This window comes from Arthrobacter agilis (assembly GCF_002953615.1).
Lineage (GTDB): Bacteria > Actinomycetota > Actinomycetes > Actinomycetales > Micrococcaceae > Arthrobacter_D > Arthrobacter_D agilis_B.
This window is the reverse complement of sequence record NZ_CP024915.1, coordinates 2,310,235-2,325,354: the sequence shown is the minus strand read 5'-3', so window position 1 is coordinate 2,325,354 and position 15,120 is coordinate 2,310,235. Positions and strand designations below refer to the sequence as shown.

The following is a 15,120-nucleotide window of genomic DNA, read 5'->3' as shown; positions in this document are numbered from 1 at the left end:
TCACCTTCATCCGGGGAGACGGGCCGCCGGGTAAGGGTGCGCAGGTAGCGGTCCTGCAGGTCGTCCTTGCGGTCGAAGACGATCACGGGAGCGTCCGCGAGGCGGTCCGGGCCCGCACCGTCGGGGAACCACTTCTCCCGGAAAGCCCGCGCGCACACCGGGACGTAGCGCATGATGCCCAGGGGCCGGGACGAGCATCCCTGCACGGGCTCGGCGATGGAGGTGATGGCTGCGGCGGCGGTCCCGTCGCGCAGCAGATCGAGGGAATGCTGCTGGTCCTCCCGCAGTATCTCGACCTGCAGGCTCTCGGCGAGTGGTGCCAGGGCCGGCAGGACCCAGGTGTGCAGCGAGTCCCCGTTGATGACGATCGTGATGCGCTGGTGCTGCCGTTCGCCGGCGGCTCCCAGCTCGGAGGCGAGGTCCGCGGACAACAGGTCGAACTGACGTGCGAAGCGGACGATGGCCTCGCCGGCCTCGGTGGGACGCAGCGGACGGGTGCGTGTGATCACCGGACGCCCGACGGCCACCTCGAGTGCGCGGATGCGCTGGCTCACCGCCGAGGGCGTCACCGAGAGCAGGGCGGCGGCCCCCTCGAAGCTACCCTCCCCTACGATGGCCGCGAGGGCCCTTGCCTGCGCCGGTTCGATGCTTGACATAAGCCCGTCTTACCACACTGAAGAATCATTAGCTGGCCTGAGGGTCCTTCCACTCCTACCGTGGTGGTGTGATTGCTTCCGCTGCTACCGGCCTCGCTGCCGGACTGACCCTGATCGTCGCCATCGGCTCCCAGAACGCCTTCGTCCTGAGCCAGGGCCTGCGGCGGTCCCACGTGGCCTTGGTCGTGACCGTGTGCGCACTCTCGGATCTCGTGCTGATCGCCCTCGGAGTCGGCGGACTGGGTGTGGTGGTCACCGGCGCCCCCGTCGTCCTCGAGGTGGTGCGCTGGGCAGGGGCAGCCTTCCTCACCGGCTATGCGGTGGTTGCCGCGCGCCGGGCCGTCCGGGGTGGCACGCTCGATGCCGACAGCCGGACGGGCACCTCCTGGCGGGCCGCGCTCGGTACCTGCCTCGCCCTCACCTGGCTGAACCCGCACGTCTACCTCGACACCGTGCTGCTGCTGGGATCGCTGGCCAGCACCCACGGGACCCCGGGGAAGTGGTGGTTCGCAGCGGGAGCCGGCCTGGGGAGCATCCTCTGGTTCACGGCACTCGGTGTCGGCGCGCGGTACCTCGCCCCGGTCTTCACCCGACGGTGGGCCTGGCGTGTCCTCGACGGGTCGATCGCCGTCGTCATGCTCGTCCTCGCGGTGATGCTCGTCGTGTAGCCGCGCGGGCGAGCGGGCGGGGCACCACCGCGGCAACGCCGTCGGCGCGGTCTGCCGGAGGCAGGCGTCGGGAGACGGCGGACGTCCCACCGGCCGGAAGGGCGGCTGACGTCAGGAGCCGACGATCGCCTGTGCTGCCGGGATCGGGCCGACCGCGGTGCGGGGTGACCGTCGGAGCAACCAGGTCAGGGCCTCGTCCCGTCGCTCGAAGTACTCGATCGGGTACGACGGCCGGTGCACCGCCCGGAAGTGGGCGACGAGCACCCTCTCGACGGGCGAAGCGCCGACGACGGCGACCGCCGGGAGGTTCCGCGCGGAGGACAGTGCGGTGAACGCTTCCCTGGAGAGGGTGACCATGCCGTTGAGGTCGGCCAGGATCGGAGGAAGGCATCCCGGGGCCAGTGCCTGCACGCGGACCCCGAGTGCCTCGATGTCGCCCGCGGTCACTTCGATGGATCTCGCCCAGCGCAGCGTCAGCACGCCGGTCGCGAGGTACTCCAGGCGGAACCTGGCGGTCTCCGCGGAAGGTGGAGTCACCGGGCACCTCCTCCCTCGTGCGGCTGTCGGGCCGGCTCTGTCCTCCCGGGGAAGCGGTACCGGCGGCCTCTTCCGGGGCCGCCGGCACCGTGGATCGGGTCTCACGCCTCTCCAGGTGTCCGACGGCTGGGGGAACCGCCGGACGGTCCAGCGTACCCGACGGGCAGACCGGTCTGTCTACCCTAGGATGGACGGACGAGTCGACAGCAGGGGAGATCCATGGTTGCAGCGGCGGCAGTCCAGACGAAGGACGCCCGGGAGCGGATCCTCGGGACGTCGTACGACCTGTTCCTGCAGCGCGGGGTCCGGGCTGTCGGGGTGAACGAGATCATCGCGACGGCCGGCGTGGCCAAGGCGACCTTCTATCATCACTTCCCGTCGAAGGACGATCTGGTCATGGCGTTCTTCGAGCGCCGTCAGCGCCTCTTCACGATCGGCTATCTCGGGGCGGAGAGCGAGCGCCGCGCGGATACGCCCCGCGGACAGCTGCTGGCGATCTTCGACATCTTCGACGAGTGGTTCCACACGCCGGACTTCGCCGGCTGCCCCTACATCCGTGCCCTGCTGGAAACCGGCCCGCGGCATGCGATCGGGGCGGCCGCCGTCCTCTACCTGGACGACATCCGTTCCACGGTCGAGAAGGCCGCCACGGCGATGGGCCTGACCGACGCGGAGGATTTCGCCTACTGCTGGCTGGTCCTCATGCAGGGCGCCGTCGTCTCGGGTGTGGGCATCGATCCCGGCAGCAGTGCACGGATCAAGCGGCTCGGGAAGCACCTCATCGGCCTCCACACGCCCCTCGAGGGCGGGGAGGCAGACCGGACCATCCGATAGGGGTGTGCCTCGTCCGCGCCCGGATCGGCCCCCGCGTCCGCGTTCGCTACCATCGGTAGCACCACCTCGGGCGGTGCACGACCTGCGCGAGGACCGGGCATGGCCTGTGCAGGGGCGGTCGATCGTTGCGGCGAGGCCGTATCCGGTCAGGCTTCGGGGAGCTGCCTGGGCGGCCGGAGGGACATCGCGCGATGGCGGGAGCTGCATGAGGCTGGATGTTGTGACGCTGCAGGTTGCGTTCGGCGTGATCGCGCTGACCCTGCTGGTGCTGTTCTACGGCGTGAGCGTGCGGCGCAGCCACTCCACCTACAGCACCTGGTGGTGCGCGGCGATCGCCTCGTTCCTCACGGGCACCGGTCTCTACCTGTGTGATGGTACGGTCCACCAGGTCTGGGCCAACCCGGCCGGCAACGCCCTGCTGGTGGCAGGAGCCGCATGCGTGTGGGCCGGCGCGCGGGCCCTGCGCACGACGGCACCGAGACCGTGGCAGATCCTGATCGCACCGGTCATCACGGTGGTGGCCTCCGCCTTCGACAGCCCGTCGACGAACACCTGGTCCGCCGGAGGGTTCCTCCTCGCCTTCATGACGTTCTTCATCGGACGCGCCTCCCTCGAGATCTGGCGGCTGGACCCCAACACGACCACCACGCAGCGTCCGCTCGCGGTCGCGTCCGGTGCCCTGGGTCTGTACTACCTGTGCCGGTGGATCGCCTTCGTGGCCACCGGCCCCTCCTCGTCGACCTTCCAGACCTACTTCGGCACCGTTCCCACGACCCTGTTCACCATGGTCCTGCTGATCGTGGTGTCCTTCACCATGGCGACCCTCAGCAACGAACAGGCCCTCAAGGAGCTTCGGGCGCAGGCCAGCCACGATGAACTGACGGGGATCCTGAACCGCCGCGGTTTCCTCGAACTGGCGGAGTCCGAGATACGCAACCTGCCGACCCGGGACACCCCGAGCACCCTCGTCCTGGCCGACATGGACAACTTCAAGCAGGTCAACGACACGCACGGACATCCTGCAGGAGACTCGGTCCTCCAGGCGGTCGCGGCAGCCTGTACCCGCTCGGTCCGTTCGACGGACCTCGTCGGACGCTACGGTGGGGAGGAATTCGTCCTCCTGCTCCCCGGCGCAGGGCTCGACAGCGCGGAGCTGGTCACCGAGCTGATCAGCAAGACCCTGCGCATGAGCCAACCCGCCTTCGATTTCCCCCTCCCCACCATCAGCTACGGACTGGCAGCACTGCCGCCCGGGCCCGACCGCATCGGCAACGCGATCGCAGCCGCCGATGTGGCCCTCTACACCGCCAAGGAACTGGGCCGCGACCGCGCCGTCAGGGCGGACCAGCACTGAACGGCATCACGTCCTCACCAGGGGCGGCACGGGCGCCACCTCATATGCCGGGCCTTGGTCCGACACAGCAGTGGCACAGGGTGCCCCCGGAACGTAGGAGAAGAATCCTTCCCCACGAACCGGAGACCAGCCCATGAACATCCTGATCCTCATCGCCGCAGACCTCCTGGCGATCACACTCCTGACCATCGGCCTGTACCTGCGCCGGCACCGCCGTCGCGACCTCGTGGTCTCCTACCTCGGCATGAACGTCGGAGTCCTCGCAGTGGCGACGGCCCTCTCGGGATCCGCGGCCGGCGTCGGCCTGGGCCTCGGGCTGTTCGGTGTCCTCTCCATCATCCGCCTCCGCTCCACCGAGCTGGCACAGCACGAAGTGGCCTACTACTTCTCCGCGCTCACCCTCGGGCTGATCGCGGGCCTCGGCGCGGAGCCGCTGTGGCTCCAGCTCGCCCTCATGGGGCTGGTCCTCGCCGTCATGGTCATCGGTGACCACGCACGGGTGCTCCCGGCCTACCGGCACCAGGTCGTGGTGCTGGACCGGGCCATCAGTGACGAGACGATGCTCCGGGTCCGCCTCGCAGAGGTGCTGAACGCCCGGATCCACTCCGCCACCGTGTCCGAGCTGGACCTCGTGAACGACAGGACCACCGTCGAGGTCCGCTACGAGGCGAGCACCGCCGGTGCCGACGCGCGGCGGGCCCCCGTTCCACCGTCGACCGCCATGCCGCCGCAGGCCCCGGCCGGGACCACCTGCTCCACCGACCTGCCCGAGGCGATGCCCGCAGCCGATCCGGCGCACGTCCCGTCCCTGCCGCCGGTTCAGGAGGATCCGGCCGGCAGTGCACGGGCGACGGCGGGTGTGTCGTGAATGCCGGTGCCTTCGCCGGCCTGGACCGCAGGGCGTCCGTCAGCCTCGAGGACCTGAACAGCGCAGCCGCCCTGCAGACCAGGATGGACCGCAAGTACGTGGTCGGGACGCGTCTCGCCGCGAACGTCCTCCGATCGTTCGACGCCGACGTCCGCGTCCTCGAGATGCTGGGGCGGCGGTCCTTCACCTACGACTCGGTCTACTTCGACACCCCGACCCTGGACAGCTACCTCCTCGCCGCCCATGGCAGGCGCCGCCGCTACAAGGTCCGCACCCGCACCTACGTGGACAGCGCTGCCGGCTTCCTCGAGGTGAAGACCGAGGGGGCGCGTGCGGCCACCGTCAAGGAGCGCATCCCCTACGCGCTCTCCGACAGCCACCGCCTCACCCCTCGGGGCCTGGACTACGTCCACGAGACACTCGCCTGCTCCATCGGGTCGGTGCCCTCCGGCGTCCTGCGGCCCGTGATCGAGACGCGCTACCGACGCATCACGCTCTACCTCCCCGCGTCGGGGAGCCGGGCCACGATCGACCTCGGCGTCACCTGGCGCAGGCCCGGTGGCCAGGCCCACGAACTCGACGGCGCCGTCATCATCGAGACGAAGTCCGGCGGCGCGGCCGGCGCCCTCGACCGCCACCTCTGGGCCTCCGGCATCCGGCCCGGCAGGATCTCCAAGTTCGCCACCGGCATGGCCGTCCTCGATCCGACGCTTCCGGCCAACCGGTGGCACCGCACCGTCTCCACCGGACTTCCGCTCCGACTCGTCTCCCTCTGACACCACACGTCCCGAAGGACCCCCATGCGCATCCCCTCCCTCACTGCACACCGCAGCACAGCCCTGAAGACCTCCGTCGCCGCACTCGCGCTCACACTCTCTCTCGCCGCCTGCAGCACGGGGACCACGAACGCCGGTACCGCGAACGGCACCACCGACACCACCACAACGGACGCGACCACGACCGACACCGGCGACACCACCGACCCGACCGCGGTCGTCGCCGGTGCGGCCGACATCACCGAGGACACCCACTACGACGCCGACGACCTCACCTGGGACGCCGCGGAGGAAGTAGCGGTCACGCTCGCGGACGGTGCCAGCAGCGCCACGGACGACGGTGTCGCCGCCGACGGTGTCACCGTCGACGGCGACACCGTCACCATCACGGCCGCCGGCACCTACCGGATGTCCGGCAGCCTCGCCGACGGCCGGGTGGTCGTCGCAGCAGGGGAGGAGGACGTGGTCCGCATCGTCCTCGACGGCGTCGAGCTGACCAGCAGCACCGGATCCCCCTTCGTCGTCACGAGCGCGAACGAGGCCCTGGTCCACCTCGAGGACGGCACCGCCAATACGCTGAGCGACGCCGACAGCTATGCGGACACCAGCACGGACGCCCCGGATGCGGCCCTGTACTCGATGGCCGACCTCACCATCGCCGGCGCAGGCACCCTCACGGTGACCGGCCATGCCGACAACGGCATCGTGTCGAAGGACGGACTCGTCCTCGCAGCGGGGAACGTCACCGTCGAGGCCGTGGACGACGGCATCGAGGGCAAGGACTACATCGCCCTGCTCGGCGGCACCTACGACGTCACGGCCGGCGGCGACGGCGTGAAGGCCACCAACGAGGACGAGGACGGCCGCGGCTGGTTCACCGTCTACGGCGGGCAGCTGGTGGTGTCCTCGGGCGACGACGGCGTCAAGGCGGCCACCCTGCTCACCGTCGATGCGGGGGCAGTGGAGGTCACCGACTCCGTCGAGGGCCTGGAGGCCCAGCACATCGCCGTCAACGGAGGCTCGGTCGACGTCACCTCCAGCGACGACGGCGTGAACGCGGCAGGTGGGTCGTCCGGTGCCACCAGCGGCGGGGGCGGCATGGGCGGCGGGTCCATGGCGGCCGGAGACTACACGGTCAGCGTGACGGGCGGGACGCTCACCATCGACTCGGAGGGAGACGGCCTCGACTCCAACGGCGACGCGAGCATCACCGGAGGCACCGTCGTCGTGAACGGACCGACGGGCCAGGGCAACGGCGCCCTGGACGTGAACGGCGAGCTGACGGTCGACGGCGGGACGGTCACCGCAGCGGGCAGTTCCGGCATGGTCGTCACCCCGGGTGCGTCGTCGACGCAGTCGGGCGTGCAGCTGACGTTCGGCGCGACGATCCCGGCCGGTACCGCGATCCAGATCGCGTCGTCGGACGGCACCGTGGTGGGTTCCTTCGTGGCGAGCAAGGACCTCGCGTCGCTGATCTTCTCCTCGGCGGCGATCACCGAGGGTGGGACCTACATCGTCTACACGGGTGGCACCACGGTCGCCACGGAGGGCGTCACCGAGGGCACGTTGGACGGTGCCGAGGAACTCGGCAGCGTCACGGCCGGCGAGTACACGCAGTCCGAAGGCCCCGGCGGACGCTGACGGCGCGGCAGGAGCGGGGAGGCCCCGGCTTCCCCGCTACCGCCCGTTGTCGGCCCGTTCCTCGATCCAGTCCGTCGCGGCATCGGAGAGGAAGACGCCCTCGGGCCCGCGCTCACCCATCCACCAGGAATCGGAGGCGATCAGGCCACCGGCCCGGCTGATGTCCGCCACGACCTCGGGCGTCAGGGCCGTCCCGTTGTTGCTGATGAGCCACTGCCGCGTCTCCGGCATCACATCGTTCCACCACTCGTCGAGTTCCATGCCCGCAGTATCGCATCGCGGGAGTCTTCGAACCGTCAGTCCTTCCTATAGTGTGCGACGCACAGTATAGTAACGGCCATGAGCGACGACCTCCTCCAGGGCCACCTCCAGGAGCTGCGACGCGGCACCGTGGTCCTGGCCTGTCTGTGTCGCCTTCGGCATCCCGATTACGGGTACGCCCTGCTCGAGTCCCTCGAGGCATCCGGCATCCACGTCGACGCCAACACCCTCTATCCACTCCTGCGGCGCCTCGAGAAGCAGGGCCTGCTGACCAGCGAGTGGAACACTGCCGAATCCCGTCCCCGCAAGTTCTATCGGACGAGTCCGGCCGGCGACGACCTCGCCGCCACCCTCACGGCCGACTGGGATCGGCTGACCACATCGCTGCATCGCCTCGCCGAAGGGGACAGATCATGACCAGCCTCACCGACCGATACATCTGGGCCGCCGTCCGCACCGTCCCGGAGGCCCAGCGCTCCGGCCTCGAACCCGAGATCCGGGAGATGATCGAGGAATCCATCGACGTCCGCCTCGCCGCCGGCGATGATCCGGCCTCCGCCGAACGGGCCACCCTCACCGGATTGGGTGACCCCGAGCGCCTCGCCGCCGACTACGTGGACCGCCCGCTGGTGCTGGTGGGTCCGCGGTACTACCTCGAGTGGTTGCGCCTCCTGAAGACCATCGCCTTCATCTCCGTCCCCATCGCCGCGGCCGCCGTGTTCGTCGTCCAGCTCTTCACCACGGGCAGCGTCGGCGGCGCGATCGGCAGCGCGGCGGCGACGGCGATCAGCGTGACGGTGCACGTCGGTTTCTGGACCACCCTGCTGTTCGTCATCCTGGAGCGCACGGGCTCCACGGAGGCCGGGATGGAGTGGACGGTCGACCGGCTCCCGGAGCTGCCCGACGGCTCCCGTGACGGCCGCCGGTCCGAACTGGTCGCCTCGCTGGTGTTCCTTGCGGTATTCGCGGGCCTGATCCTGTGGCAGCAGGTGCGACCTGCGGTCCGCGCCGAGGACGGGAGCGGGATACCGCTCCTCGACCCCGCGCTCTGGACCTCCTGGCTTCCGTGGTTCCTCGGGCTGATCGTCGCCGAGGCATTCTTCGCGACCTGGATCTTCCGGCGCGGGTGGTCCTGGTCCGCAGCCGCCGTGAACCTCGTCCTCGGCGTCGCCTTCACGGTACCGGCGCTCCAGCTCTGGGCCGCGGGGGACCTCCTGAACCCGGCCTTCCTCGACGCCACCGGCTGGGATCCCGGCGTCGCGACGGAGGGCTGGACCGTCAGCACCATCGTGACCGCATCCGTCCTGGTCCTCGCCGTCTGGGATGTCGCCGACGGTTTCCTGAAGGCAGGGCGTGCATCGGGTGCGGCGTCGCCGCGCCGGGTCCTCGCCGATCACTGACGCGTACCGGCCGGCCACAGGGCGCAGGCGTACCGTGGGCGCATGGCAGACACAGATTCCCGTCAGCAGCACATCGTCAGCACCCTCGTCGAGGCCCACCAGGACCTCATGGAAGTGGATCCCCTCGCCTTCCGTGCGAGGTTCCGGAAGATGGCGGCGGATCCCTACGCCTTCTACCGCGGCAGCGCGGCCCTGTTCTACACGGACATGGCGGAGCTCGACGACGCCTGGGCGGACGAGCGCACGGGCCGGGTCTGGATCCACGGGGACCTCCACGCCGAGAACTTCGGCACCTACATGAGCAACCAGGGGCGGCTCACCTTCGACGTCAACGATTTCGACGAGGCGTACGTGGGCCACTTCTCCTGGGACCTGCGCCGCTTCGTCGCCTCGCTGACGCTGCTCTGCTGGCAGAAGGCCCTGCCGTCACGGGCGGTCCGGGACCTGGCGCACACCTATCTCGAGGCGTATCTCGGCCGGGTCGAGGACTACGTGGACAACGAGCAGTCCACGTTCGCCTTCGGGCTCGACAACGCCGAGGGCTCCATCTACCGCGTCCTGCAGCAGGCCCGCGCGGCCCGGCGGACGGGGCTGCTCGACTCGCTCACCCTGATCGAGGACTACGAGCGGACGTTCCGCGACGACGGATCCATCCGGGCGCTCGACGACGACGAGTACGCCGAGGTGGCCGACGCCTTCGAGCGCTACCTCGGGACCGTCCCGGACAGCGAGCGGTCGCGCCGCCGGGTGTTCTACCGGATCAAGGGCATCGTGGGCAAGAAGGGTTTCGGCATCGGCAGTGCGGGACTTCCGACCTACAACGTGCTGATCGAGGGCTTCGACGAGGCCCAGGAGAACGACATCATCCTGACCATGAAGCAGTCCAACATCGCCGCGCCCAGCCGGATCGTCCGGGACGAGCGCGTGCGCGGTTATTTCGAGGACGACGGGCACCGCGCCGTCATCAGCCAGCGCTCCCTGCAATCCCACACCGACCCCTTCCTGGGGTACACGACCATCCGGGGGGTCTCGTTCGTGGTGTCCGAACTCTCCCCCTACAAGCGGGACCTGTCCTGGGACGACCTCACCGAACCCGAGCAGATGGATCCCGTGCTCGAGGCCCTCGGACAGGCCACGGCGAAGATCCACTGCTCCACCGACGAGGACAGCGACCACGACCTCGTGCCGTTCCGCACCGAGACGGCCATCATGGCCGCCGTCGACCGCGACCGGGACGGATTCCTGGAGGACATCGTCGGTTTCGGCGAGGCGTATGCGGACACCGTCCGGCAGGACCATGCCCTCTTCGTCGACGCCTTCCGCGAGGGCCTCATCAGCGCCGTCCCCGCAGCATGACCGGAAGAAGTTGAGTCCGCAAGGCTCAACTTCATTTTGCCCCTGGGGGCTACCGGGCCTATACTTGAGTGCAGAACGCTCAATCTACGCGCCCGGCGGATGAGCGCCTCGCAAATCCCGGGCAGTCGAAAGGAATTTGCATGTCACGTGCAGTAGGTATTGACCTCGGAACCACCAACTCGGTCGTCTCGGTTCTCGAAGGTGGCGAGCCCACCGTCATCGCGAACGCCGAGGGCGCACGCACCACGCCGTCGATCGTCGCTTTCTCCAAGTCCGGCGAGGTCCTGGTCGGCGAGATCGCCAAGCGCCAGGCCGTCAACAACATCGACCGCACCATCTCGTCGGTCAAGCGCCACATGGGCACCGACTGGACCGTCGGCATCGACGACAAGAAGTACACGCCGCAGGAGATCTCGGCCCGCATCCTCCAGAAGCTCAAGACCGACGCGGAGAGCTACCTCGGCGAGAAGGTCACGGACGCCGTCATCACGGTTCCCGCCTACTTCAACGACGCCGAGCGCCAGGCCACCAAGGAGGCCGGTGAGGTCGCCGGCCTGAAGGTCCTGCGCATCGTCAACGAGCCCACCGCGGCAGCCCTCGCGTACGGACTGGACAAGGGCAAGGAGGACGAACTCATCCTCGTGTTCGACCTCGGCGGCGGAACGTTCGACGTCTCCCTCCTCGAGGTGGGCAAGGACGAGGACGCGTTCTCGACCATCCAGGTCCGCTCGACCGCCGGTGACAACCGCCTCGGTGGCGACGACTGGGACCAGCGCGTGGTCGACTACCTGCTGTCGCAGGCGAAGGCCAAGGGCGCGGACCTGTCGAAGGACAAGATCGCCCTGCAGCGCCTGAAGGAAGCTGCCGAGCAGGCCAAGAAGGAACTGTCCTCGGCGACGTCCACCAACATCTCCCTGCAGTACCTCTCCGTCACGGCGGACGGCCCCGTCCACCTCGACGAGCACCTCTCGCGCGCCAAGTTCCAGGACCTCACCAAGGACCTGCTGGACCGCACCAAGAAGCCGTTCAACGACGTCATCTCCGAGGCCGGGATCAAGGTCGGCGACATCGACCACATCGTCCTGGTCGGCGGATCCACCCGCATGCCCGCCGTCGTCGAACTCGTGAGGGAGCTCGCGGGCGGCAAGGAACCCAACAAGGGCGTCAACCCCGATGAGGTCGTCGCCGTCGGTGCCGCCCTGCAGGCCGGTGTCCTGAAGGGCGAGCGCAAGGACGTCCTCCTGATCGACGTCACGCCGCTGTCCCTCGGCATCGAGACCAAGGGCGGCATGATGACCAAGCTCATCGAACGCAACACGGCCATCCCCACCAAGCGCAGCGAGACCTTCACCACGGCGGACGACAACCAGCCGTCCGTGGCCATCCAGGTCTTCCAGGGCGAGCGCGAGTTCACCCGCGACAACAAGCCGCTGGGCACGTTCGAGCTGACCGGCATCGCGCCGGCTCCGCGCGGCGTCCCGCAGGTCGAGGTCACCTTCGACATCGACGCCAACGGCATCGTGCACGTGTCCGCGAAGGACAAGGGCACGGGCACCGAGCAGTCGATGACCATCACCGGTGGCTCGTCCCTCTCCAAGGAGGACATCGACCGCATGGTGCGCGAAGCCGAGGAGCACGCGTCCGAGGACAAGAAGCGCCGTGAGGCCGCCGACACCCGCAACGGTGCCGAGCAGCTCGCCTACTCGGTGGACAAGCTGATCGCCGACAACTCGGACAAGCTGCCCGAGGACGTCCGGACCGAGGTCCAGGCCGACGTCGACGCCCTCAAGAAGGCGCTCGAGTCGCAGGACAACGACGACGAGGTCAAGTCGGCCTTCGAGAAGCTGCAGGCCTCCCAGTCGAAGCTCGGTGAGGCGATCTACGCGTCCGCCCAGCAGGACGCGGGCTCCGCCGGCGCCCCGGACGACGACCAGTCAGCCTCCACCGGCAGCGACGAGGACATCGTCGACGCCGAGGTGGTCGACGAAGACACCAACGAGAAGAAGTAGTCATGCCGCACCACGGAAATGAAGAAGAGCACCAGTCAGAGCCGGTGAGCTTTCGCGACAACCGGAAGATCGACCCGGAGACGGGCGAAGTCCGTGGGCAGCAGAACGACGCCGACACCCCGGCCGCGGAAGACCCCGCGGCCGGGGGGCAGGCTTCCCCCGCGGGCGACTCCTCCGAGGGGGACGCCCTGGCGCAGGCCGAGGCGATCCTGAACGAGGCCGGCGCCGACGGGGAGAGCAATCCCGCCGTCGACGTCGTCGCGGAGCTCCGCAATGACCTGCTCCGGCTGCAGGCCGAGTACGTCAACTACCGGCGCCGCGTCGAGCGTGACCGGGACGTGGCGCGGGACCAGGCGGTCATCGGCGTGATCAACTCGCTGATGCCCGTGCTCGACGACATCGACGCCGCACGCCAGCACGGCGACCTCGCCGAAGGACCCTTCGCGGCGATCGCGGGCAAGCTCGAGAACGTCCTCCGGACGTACGAGCTGACCCGCATCGACGAGGTCGGCGTCGCGTTCGACCCGAACATCCACGAGGCGCTCATGCAGCAGCCCAGTGCGGACGTCCAGGTCGACAGCGTCAGCCAGATCCTCCGCGCGGGCTACCGCAAGGGCGAGCGCGTCCTCCGGGCCGCGCAGGTCATCGTGGCGGTTCCGGAGTAATCAGCAGCATGATCGCCGGGACGGTCCCCGAACGGCGGCAACGAAATTCCTGCGGGCCTGGCGGCCCTTGGAATATTGAAGCCGCCTTCCTCGGGGACTGCCCCGGCTTCCGCCGCTCACTCACCTCTCTATTTGAAGAACGACGAAAGGAGACGCCAATTGGCTAGTCAGGATTGGGTCGACAAGGATTTCTACAAGATCCTGGGTGTCTCCAAAGATGCGTCCGACGCAGACATCAAGAAGTCGTACCGGAAGCTCGCACGCAAGTACCACCCTGACCAGAACCAGGGCGATGCAGCCTCCGAGAAGACGTTCAAGGACGTATCGGAGGCCTATTCCGTCCTGTCCGACGCCGAGCAGCGCCAGCAGTACGACGCGATCCGCGCGATGGGCGGCGGAGCCAGGTTCTCCGCCGGCGGGTCCGGCGGGAGCGCCGGCGGCAACGCGGGATTCGAGGACATCTTCGGGAACCTCTTCGGCCAGGGCACGGGGACGCGCCAGCGGACCGGGTTCTCGAACAGCGACCTGCCGCCCGAGTTCGCCGACCTGTTCGGCGGCGGAGGCATGGGTGGCGGGTTCCCGGGCGGGTTCCAGTCCACCCGCCCGCAGAAGGGCGCGGACCGCACGGCCAGCACGTCCATCTCCTTCGGCGGATCCATCAACGGCACCACCATCGGCCTGCGCGAGCCTTCGGGCGAGCAGATCGATGTCCGCATCCCTGCAGGCATCCGCGACGGCCAGAAGGTCCGGGTGAAGGGCAAGGGACAGCCGGGCCAGGCCGGCCCCGGTGACCTCATGGTCACGGTCAAGGTCAAGGAGCACCCGCTCTTCAAGCGCGACGGCGACGACATCCGCGTGCACGTGCCGGTCAGCTTCCCCGAAGCGGCCCTCGGGGCCCAGATCGAGGTCCCGACCGTCACCGGAGAGCTGGTGAAGATGAAGATCCCGGCCGGCACGCCGTCGGGCCGCACGCTCCGGCTCAAGGGCCGCGGCGTGAAGACCTCGAAGGCGACGGGTGACCTGCTGGTGACCGTCGACGTCGTCGTCCCGCAGAATCTGTCCAAGGAGGCGGAGGCCGCCGTCGAAGCCTTCCAGATCGCGACGAAGGACGCCGATCCGCGATCCGGCCTCGCTGCGAAGGCGCGCCTGTAACAGTACATTTGAGCCACCGCCGGCAACGCCGGCAACGGAAGGAGGCACTGCCATGGACTACACGATGCCCATCTACGTCATCTCCGTCGCCGCCGAGCTCGCCGACATGCACCCGCAGACGCTCCGGCAGTACGACCGGCTGGGCCTCGTGACGCCCAGCCGGGCGCCGGGACGTGCCCGGCGGTACTCGCAGAGGGACGTCAGCACGCTGCGCGAGATCCAGCGGTTGTCTCAGGAGGGCGTCTCCCTGGAGGGGATCCGGCGCATCCTCGACCTCGAGAACCAGGTGTCGGCACTGCAGTCGCGGATCACCGAGCTCGCCACGGAGCTGGCATCCCGCCGCGTCCAGTCCGAAACCAGCAGGGTCTTCGCGGCCGGACTTGCCGGCGACGTCGTCACGCTGGCCCGCGGCCAGCGTCCCCGCCCCCGCAGCCAGGCGCTCGTCGTCTGGCGCCCCGACACGGCCCGCGCGGCGAACTAGCCGCCCACCGGCGGCGTGGCCTGCCTCCGGGCAGACGACGCGCGTCAGTCCCTCGGCGCAGCCGTGCTCGAGCGGACGATGAGGGCCGTCCGGGCCGCGTGGTTCACGGGCTCGCACGTATCGGGCCCCTGCAGGATCTGCAGCAGGCGTTCGACCGCCCGCTGGCCCTGCTGCTGCGGGAACTGCGCGACGGTGGTGAGGCCGAGGGTCTCGCCGAGTTCATGGCCGTCGATCCCGATGACCGAGATGTCCTCCGGAACGCGCAGGCCCAGTTCCCGCGCGGCGAGGATGGTACCGATCGCCATCTCGTCCGAGGCGCAGAAGACCGCCGTCGGGGTGTCCCGCGGATAGCCGAGCAGCTGCTTCGCCTGGCCGTAGCCGCCCTGGATGGTGAAGTCGGCATCCAGGCGCCACGAGTCCAGGATCCCGAGGCCCGCGGCGTCCATCGCCGCCTCGTAGCCG

At 69.2% G+C, this 15,120-nt stretch carries 17 protein-coding genes; 13 read left to right on the top strand and 4 right to left on the bottom strand.

The features are described from left to right. Positions 1-656: ArgP/LysG family DNA-binding transcriptional regulator (locus tag CVO76_RS11360; protein WP_208739326.1), on the bottom strand; the 656-nt coding region annotated here is incomplete at its 3' end. Positions 657-724: 68 nt separating this feature from the next. On the opposite strand from CVO76_RS11360, the gene CVO76_RS11355 reads away from it, so the two are divergent. Then, a complete protein-coding gene (locus CVO76_RS11355) occupies positions 725-1,324 on the top strand; it encodes a LysE/ArgO family amino acid transporter (protein WP_208739325.1) in 600 nt (199 codons plus the stop codon). Positions 1,325-1,435: 111 nt separating this feature from the next. Here the strand turns inward: CVO76_RS11355 and CVO76_RS11350 are convergent, their stop codons facing one another. Further along, positions 1,436-1,861, bottom strand: a complete 426-nt coding sequence (locus CVO76_RS11350) for an STAS/SEC14 domain-containing protein (protein WP_208739324.1) — start codon at positions 1,859-1,861, stop codon at positions 1,436-1,438. A gap of 219 nt (positions 1,862-2,080) precedes the next feature. Between CVO76_RS11350 and CVO76_RS11345 the strand changes: the two genes are divergently transcribed. The 5 genes from CVO76_RS11345 (at position 2,081) to CVO76_RS11325 (ending at position 7,334) form a co-directional block, all read left to right on the top strand. Then, positions 2,081-2,695, top strand: a complete 615-nt coding sequence (locus CVO76_RS11345) for a TetR/AcrR family transcriptional regulator (RefSeq protein WP_208739323.1) — start codon at positions 2,081-2,083, stop codon at positions 2,693-2,695. A 205-nt stretch (positions 2,696-2,900) separates the two neighbouring features. Further along, positions 2,901-4,049, top strand: a complete 1,149-nt coding sequence (locus CVO76_RS11340) for a GGDEF domain-containing protein (RefSeq protein WP_133081282.1) — start codon at positions 2,901-2,903, stop codon at positions 4,047-4,049. A 133-nt stretch (positions 4,050-4,182) separates the two neighbouring features. Beyond that, positions 4,183-4,917, top strand: a complete 735-nt coding sequence (locus CVO76_RS11335; RefSeq protein ID WP_208739322.1) for a DUF4956 domain-containing protein — start codon at positions 4,183-4,185, stop codon at positions 4,915-4,917. Then, positions 4,914-5,693: a polyphosphate polymerase domain-containing protein gene (locus CVO76_RS11330; protein WP_244185907.1), complete on the top strand. Its 780-nt coding sequence runs from the start codon at positions 4,914-4,916 to the stop codon at positions 5,691-5,693. The genes CVO76_RS11335 and CVO76_RS11330 overlap by 4 nt, the downstream gene beginning before the upstream one ends. Positions 5,694-5,717: 24 nt before the next feature. Then, the gene (locus tag CVO76_RS11325; RefSeq protein ID WP_208739321.1) at positions 5,718-7,334 is read left to right on the top strand and encodes a carbohydrate-binding domain-containing protein; all 1,617 of its coding nucleotides are present in this window, start codon (positions 5,718-5,720) and stop codon (positions 7,332-7,334) included. 36 nt (positions 7,335-7,370) lie between these two features. Here CVO76_RS11325 and CVO76_RS11320 read toward each other — a convergent pair whose 3' ends face one another. Next, complete coding sequence (locus tag CVO76_RS11320; RefSeq protein ID WP_208739320.1) at positions 7,371-7,595, bottom strand: hypothetical protein; 225 nt, start codon at positions 7,593-7,595, stop codon at positions 7,371-7,373. A gap of 78 nt (positions 7,596-7,673) precedes the next feature. On the opposite strand from CVO76_RS11320, the gene CVO76_RS11315 reads away from it, so the two are divergent. The 7 genes from CVO76_RS11315 to CVO76_RS11285 all read left to right on the top strand — a co-directional run bounded on the left by CVO76_RS11315 (position 7,674) and on the right by CVO76_RS11285 (position 14,658). After that, positions 7,674-8,012, top strand: a complete 339-nt coding sequence (locus CVO76_RS11315) for a PadR family transcriptional regulator (RefSeq protein WP_133081278.1) — start codon at positions 7,674-7,676, stop codon at positions 8,010-8,012. Continuing rightward, a complete protein-coding gene (locus CVO76_RS11310; RefSeq protein ID WP_208739319.1) occupies positions 8,009-8,995 on the top strand; it encodes a hypothetical protein in 987 nt (328 codons plus the stop codon). Before CVO76_RS11315 ends, CVO76_RS11310 begins: the two co-directional genes overlap by 4 nt. Before the next feature lie 42 nt (positions 8,996-9,037). Then, positions 9,038-10,351 carry a DUF2252 domain-containing protein gene (locus CVO76_RS11305; protein ID WP_208739318.1) on the top strand — a complete coding sequence of 438 codons (1,314 nt, stop codon included), beginning with the start codon at positions 9,038-9,040 and terminating at the stop codon, positions 10,349-10,351. A 140-nt stretch (positions 10,352-10,491) separates the two neighbouring features. Continuing rightward, positions 10,492-12,360 carry a molecular chaperone DnaK gene (dnaK, locus tag CVO76_RS11300; RefSeq protein ID WP_208739317.1) on the top strand — a complete coding sequence of 623 codons (1,869 nt, stop codon included), beginning with the start codon at positions 10,492-10,494 and terminating at the stop codon, positions 12,358-12,360. Positions 12,361-12,362: 2 nt separating this feature from the next. Next, entirely contained in the window at positions 12,363-13,025 is a 663-nt protein-coding gene (locus CVO76_RS11295; RefSeq protein WP_208739316.1) for a nucleotide exchange factor GrpE, read from the top strand. A gap of 159 nt (positions 13,026-13,184) precedes the next feature. Further along, positions 13,185-14,177 carry a DnaJ C-terminal domain-containing protein gene (locus CVO76_RS11290; protein WP_208739315.1) on the top strand — a complete coding sequence of 331 codons (993 nt, stop codon included), beginning with the start codon at positions 13,185-13,187 and terminating at the stop codon, positions 14,175-14,177. Between the two features lie 52 nt (positions 14,178-14,229). Beyond that, positions 14,230-14,658: a heat shock protein transcriptional repressor HspR gene (locus CVO76_RS11285; RefSeq protein ID WP_208739314.1), complete on the top strand. Its 429-nt coding sequence runs from the start codon at positions 14,230-14,232 to the stop codon at positions 14,656-14,658. A gap of 44 nt (positions 14,659-14,702) precedes the next feature. Here the strand turns inward: CVO76_RS11285 and CVO76_RS11280 are convergent. Next, positions 14,703-15,120: LacI family DNA-binding transcriptional regulator (locus tag CVO76_RS11280; protein ID WP_208739313.1), on the bottom strand; the 418-nt coding region annotated here is incomplete at its 5' end.